Origin of the sequence: Halomicrobium zhouii (genome assembly GCF_900114435.1) — an archaeon.
Lineage (GTDB): Archaea > Halobacteriota > Halobacteria > Halobacteriales > Haloarculaceae > Halomicrobium > Halomicrobium zhouii.
Window position 1 is genome coordinate 668,077 of the sequence record NZ_FOZK01000003.1, and the last position, 6,386, is coordinate 674,462.

Genomic DNA, 6,386 nt, shown 5'->3' on the forward strand with positions numbered 1-6,386 from the left:
CGGCCGGGAGGCCGTCTCGTCGGCCGACCAGGGGAAGGGCAGGGCTGCGGTGCTGTGCCTGGTGGATGAAAGGGCGAGGCGGGCTCCGGGAACCCCGGACCGATAAGCACGCGAGGGACGAGCGCGCGCAGTCGGTCCGCGGGACCGGAGCGCGTCGAGGGCTTTCGGGGTCTTGCTGTCGACATTCGTTTCACTAGCTCAACGAAGAACCACCCGTTCAGTTCACACACCGAAACAACAACCAGTTCATCGCAGAGAGCAAAGCTAACTCACCGTCATTCACTCCCGCTAGTCCGCGCCCGTCTCGTCCGGCGGCGACGGCACCGGTTCGCCAGAGACGCCAAACGCGTCCTGCAGGTTGTACTCGCTTCCAGTGAGAAGGTACAGCAGGTCCTCGACGACGACCAGTATCTCCGGCAGCGTCTTCACGACGAGCCAGGTGATGAGTATCATCGCGAACACCGACCCGAACTGGGCGAGCATCCGGTCGGCGAGAAAGTACGACACGTACTGGGGGTCGTCAGTCCCGATTAGCCCCATGATCGGCTCGACGAAGAACTGCATCTTCTGGTGACCGAACATTATCGCGATGAAGACGTTGCGGAACAGGTTCAACACGTAGATGATCGGCAGGGCGATGGCCAGCGCCTTCGCCTTCCGGCGGAGCGGCGCCGACACCGCCAGGACGCCGCCGGCGATGATCGACATGCTCCCGATGCCCGTACACGCCGTGATGATGGTGTACCGAATCGGCGCCGTGTTCCCCTCGAAGACGAACGTGCTCCGGTCGGGATACTTCTTGCCTGTGATGGGATAGCCGTTGTGTGCCATCCCGTCGACCAGCGTCGGGTCGAACCCCAGCAGCGACATCAAATAAGCCGTCTGCCCGGCGACGGTCTCGACTAGCCACTTGCGCGGTGGGATCGATTCGATGCCGGGGACGTAGACGAAGGGGAGGTAGATGAGCCCCATCAGTCCGACGGCCCGCGTCAGTACGAACAGCGAGTCCCTGCCGTTCCACAGGCGGTAGCCCGCGTACAGCGACATCGGCACCGCGGCGATGCTGCCCAGGCCCTCGACGATGCTCCCGATTTCGAAGACGAAGTGGGGCACGAGCACGAGCCAGAACAGCCCGAAGAGGACCCAGCCTCCAACGGCGACGCGCCGGGCCAGTTCCCGGTCCCACCGTTCGACGACGGCCGCCGTCAGGAATGCGACCACCACCAGCCACGACAGCGGCGCTGAGACGTCGAGCGGCTGAATCGCGAGAAACGCAGCCTGGAGTGCCATCGATTCTACGTCACTGTTGTCCGAAGCCCGCTATATGCTTTATCGTTGTGCGTCTGTGCGCGTCGAGAGTGGCTGACGCTATCGGGTTGGTAGCACGCGAAGAAAATGGCGGAATTCAGGGGCCGGACGAAGTCCGGTAGTTAGCTACCTCAGTCGTTGCGGCGGACTGCCAGCAGTGCCGCAGCGATGAGGGCGCCGAGTGCAGCGACGACCGTGAAGCCAGGTCCACTGTCGTCAGTGGGTGACTCTTCAGTGTCGGTTTCCGTGTCGCCGTCGCCTTCGGTGGTCTCGGTTTCCGTGTCGGTGTCAGTCTCCGTGTCGGTTTCCGTCTCAGTTTCGTTTGGCGTAGCCGTCTCGGTCCCGTCGTCGAGTTCGCCTTCGGCGACGACCTGACCGTCTTCGTCGACGTCGTATTCGTCGATGGTCAGTGAGAGGTTCGTGCCTTCACTGAGGTCGCTGAAGTCCGCGGTCGCGTTGAACGTTCCGTCGGGCTGGACCGTCGGGTCCGGCCGCGTCAGGAACGGACTCGTCGAGTCGTCGGACTCGATGGTGATGCGCAGTTCGGACCCGGGCGCGATGTTAGTCGTCCCGGAGACCGTCTGGTTGTCGGCTGCCTCGACGAGGACGAGTTCGTCCTCGTTCATGTCGAGGTTCACTTCGGGTTCGACGACCTCGAAGTTCGAGGCGACCGTCTCGGCCTCGTCGTCATCGTCGAAGTTCAGGACGTTGTCGTCACCGCTGTCGTCACCGTCCTCGGTCTGGAGTTCATCGTGGACGGAGAACTCCGCGGTGTATTCAGTCTCTTCGAAGATGTCGTTGCCGTCCTCATCCTGGGCGGACGTATCCATCGCGACGTAGTACGTGTTGTTGTCACCGTCGGCAACAATTTCGACGTCTTCGCTGGGGAGTTCAAGTCCCTCGGAGTCGACGTTTGCGCCGGGATCAGTTTCCTCGACCGTGAGCGTCGTCGCACCGGCAGTATCGAGGAAGGTATCCTCGTCGGAGCTCTCTAGGAGCCCTTCGAGACCGGAGGCTTCGATCTGGACGATAGCGTAGTCCTCCATAGCAACCTCGTCAGACTGGGTGACGTTGCTGCCGAGACCGGCAACCACGACATCCTGCTCCCAGTCACTGAAGTCGCTCGGTGCGGTCATGATAGTGAGGTTGTCCGTCGACCGGTCCTGCAGCGAGAGTGCACCGACTTCGTCAGCGCCTTCGTACGCATCGGAGTCGAGTGGGTTGTGGCCGACCGAGACGTTCATGTCGTACTCGGTGGAGTCCAGGAGATCGTCGGAGGCATCCACGTCTGTGGCATCGTCAGCTGCAGCGAAGGAACCGCCCTCCTCGATGACGTCGATAGTGTCGTCGTCACCCTCGACCGAGAGCACGTCGTTCCCAGCAGAGGAACTGACCCACGTACCCGCAGTGTAGGAGTTGAACTGAACGGTAACCTCACCGTCTTCGTCGTCGTCCGTCACTTCGGCGACGATCCAGTAGTTCTGGTCCTCGCTACCGATGGTGATCGTACCTTCGTCAGTGTTCTCCATCTCCAGGGTGATGTCGGCGACGTCACCGACCTGATCCTGGGGAACGTCGTTCGCGAACTGGATGTCACCCTCACCAGCGTCGCTCACGTTGATCGACGCGCTGGAGGATGCTTCCGTGTCCGTCACTTCGAAGTCGAAGGTGTACTCGCCGGTGTCGACACCGGAGAAGTCGGTGTTGAAGTCGCCCGACGTGACGCCCTCGAGCGTGATGGTGTCGTCCTCGCCGTCAGCGTCGGAGACCGTAAACTCGCCCTCGCGGTCACCGTCGTCGTCGGACGCGTCCTCGTCGAAGATGTTCTCGAGTTCACCCTCGTCGAGGCCGTCCGCAGTGACTTCCACGGCGTGTCGGCCACGGTTGGTGGTGATATCGAGTTCGACGTCGCTGTCCTCGTCAGTGACGTTAGCGTCCTCGAAGTCTGCATCGAAGGTCTGCGTAGTTATCGAGAAGACGGCCGCTCCCGAATCATCTACAGCACCGATCTGGCCGTCGTTGACCACTACGGGCTCTCCGTTCGAGTTGCGGATTTCGAATTCACCGTCGTACCCGTCGGTACTGAAGGTGAAGACGCCGTCTTCGTCAGGGGTGAGAACTGTCTTGAAGTCCTCGCCATCCCCGTCGTCGTCCATGTTCACCTCGTAGAGTTCGTACGTCTCGTCAGTATCGTCTGTCTCTGCCAGCACCGTCTCTCCCCAGTACCGGTCGTCGGTATCGAGGTGAGTATCGTAATCATACTCGTCCGTATCGTGATTCGCAGCGGCTGAGCCGGGCAGCGCGACGGTCATCGCGAAGACCGAGAAGACCATCAGCGCAGCCAGGAACAGGCTACGAAGTTTGTTGTTTGTCGTTGTCATAGGTTGTCGGTTGTCCGATTGGGCGGCGACAGCAGCTTTCGTCCCGTTCGGCCGTACGAGCGGCGTGTTTTTGACCGAACAGGAGTAGTCGTTGATGCCACCATGGGTAGGGGTACATTCAAACGGTATGGTGGGTGTTATAAATCCTTTGTGGTAATGTGGGGCCGTTGACACCGGTTCTCAAGGCCGCTACCCGCCGTTTTCAGCATCTTTGGGGAGTAGTGTTAGAAATCCCATCATATCATTGGAGAGAAAGAATACGACGGTAAACACCGCCACTCTGTAGAATATACGCGATTCGAATCAGGAAATTATGCGGTTGTCTTGACTTTCTATCATAAAAAAAAACGCCACAGCTACCGCTCGTCGGTTAGCGTCGAAGAAAAAGCGGAAATTCGGGAACCGGACGAAGTCCGGTAGTTAGCTACCTCAGTTGTTGCGGCGGACTGCCAGCAGTGCCGCAGCGATGAGGGCGCCGAGAGCCGCGATGACCGTGAAGCCGGGCCCGCTGTCGTCAGTGGGCGTGTCGGTTTCCGTGTCCTCGGATTCTTCCGTCGTCTCCTCGGTAGCCTCCTCAGTCGACTCAGTCGGCTCTTCGGTGGCCGTCTCAGTCGTCTCAGTCGGCGTTGCCGTCTCAGTTTCCTCGGAGACCTGCGCAACGACCTGACCGTCCTCGTCGAAGTCCTCGCTCAGGTGGCCGAGCGTGACCGTCAGGTTCGTACCTTCGCTGAGGTCGCTGAAGTCAGCGTTCGCCTCGAACGTTCCGTCGGGCTGGACTTCCGCGTCTGGCCGCGTCAGGAACGGGCTCGTCGAGTCGTCGGACTCGATGCTGAGGGTCAGCTCGCTACCGGGCGCCCAGTTGGTCGTCCCGGAGACGGTCTGATTGTCAGCGGCTTCGACGAGAACGAGGTCGTCCTCGTTCAGGTCGAAGCTGGATTCGCCTGCGACGACGTCGAAGTTGCCGCTAACGGCTTCGTCGTTGTCGTCTTCGTCAACATTCAGGGGATTCGTGTCGTCGTCACCGTACGTGTCCGCAAGGTCGCCTTCGCTTCCGAGGACGGAGAACTCAGCAGAGTACTCCGTATCCTCCTCGAAGCTGAAGTCGTCGTCACCCTTGTCTTCACTACCGGTATCAACAGCCACGTAGTACGTGTTGTTGTTCCCGTCAGCGACAATGTTGTAACCCTCGTTGGCGTTCGCCCATGCGAGGGTTTCCGCGCCGGCGTTCGCACCGGGGTTTGCTTCCTCGATCACGAGGCTCGTAGCGTCGCCTGTGTTCAGGAAGTTATCCTTGTTGTCCAGAGACTCGTAGTAGCCTTCGAGACCAGAGGCCTCAATTTGGACGACCACGTAGTCCTGCTGTGCGATTTCGTTAGCCTGGGTGACGTTGCTGCCCATCCCTGCGTTGATGGCGTCAGCGTCGCTCCATTCACTGAATGCTTCAGGAGCCGTCATGACCGTCACGTTGTCGGTCGAACGGTCCTGCAGTGAGAGGGCACCGACGTCAGCGGGGTCATGGTAGTTCGACCCTTTCGCGTCTGCGTGCGCCTCGTCACCGTCGTAGTTGATGCCCGTCGAGACGTTCATATCGTACTCGGTAGCATCAAGGATGTCGTAATTCGGCTCATCAACGTTGAAGTCACCGCCCTCACGCTGGACAGTGACGTCATCGTCGCTGTCTTCAACACTGAGTACCGGCGTGTCACCGTCGTATGCTCCCGCCGTGTAGGAGTTGAACTGAACGGTCACCTCACCGTCTTCGTCACCGTCTTCAACCGTAGCGACGATCCAGTAGTTCTGGTCCGCGCTACCGATGGTGAGCGTGCCTTCTTGGGTGTTGTCCATCTCCAGGGTGATGTCGGCGACGTCACCGACCTGGTCCTGGGGAACGTCGTTCGCGAACTGGATGTCACCTTCTGCAGCGTCGCTCACGTTGATCGACGCGCTGGAGGATGCTTCCGTGTCATTCGCTTCGAAGTCGAAGGTGTACTCGCCGGTGCTGATGCCGGAGAAGTTCGTTCGGTAATCACCAGAGCTGACATCCTGAAGGATCAGAGTGTCACCATCGGTCGTCTGCTCGGTGAACTCACCGTCGCGGTTGTCCTGATTGGTGAAGATGTCACGCAGGTCGTCTGCGTCGAGGCCATCTGCACTCACTCGGACATCGTGAGCGCCACGGTTGGTGTCGATGGTGAGTTCGACGTCCTCGTCCTCGTCGTTGACATCAGAGTCCTCGAACTCAGCGTCGAGGGTCTGCGTCGTTACCGAGAACGTAGCATCGCCGTCGGAAGTGCCTGAGGTGGGGCTAAGCTCACCGTTAGGCCCAACGTTAGCGATATCGCCATCAGATTCTCGGATTTCGTAGTCACCGCTCAGACCATCAGTACTGAATGTTGCGTAGCCGTCATCATCCAGGGTGAGGGTTCGTACGAACTCCGTCTGATCGTTGTCGGAACCAGCTGTCGTGGTCCACAGTTCGTAGTTCTCGTCCTCGCTATTGTCGAATACGAGGATAGTTTCGCCCCAATACCGTGTGTCAGACGTAAGGTGTGCGTCTGCATCCACATCCGAATATGCTTCGGAGTCGTGGTTCGCAGCGGCTGAGCCGGGCAGCGCGACGGTCATCGCGAAGACCGAGAAGACCATCAGCGCAGCCAGGAACAGGCTACGAAGTTTGTCGTTTGTCGTTGTCATAGG

The 6,386-nt window shown here is 59.8% G+C and carries 3 protein-coding genes; all 3 read right to left on the reverse strand.

Annotation, left to right across the window (positions count from 1 at the left end; all coding sequences use genetic code 11):
* Nucleotides 1–288: 288 nt before the first annotated feature.
* A complete protein-coding gene (gene artA, locus BM337_RS17065; protein WP_089818132.1) occupies nt 289–1,290 on the reverse strand; it encodes an archaeosortase A in 1,002 nt (333 codons plus the stop codon).
* Between the two features lie 149 nt (nt 1,291–1,439).
* Nucleotides 1,440–3,689, reverse strand: coding sequence for a DUF7827 domain-containing protein (locus tag BM337_RS17070; protein WP_089818134.1), 2,250 nt, complete (start codon nt 3,687–3,689; stop codon nt 1,440–1,442).
* Nucleotides 3,690–4,118: 429 nt separating this feature from the next.
* A partial coding sequence (locus BM337_RS17075; RefSeq protein ID WP_143117735.1) for a DUF7827 domain-containing protein occupies nt 4,119–6,386 on the reverse strand: 2,268 nt, incomplete at its 5' end.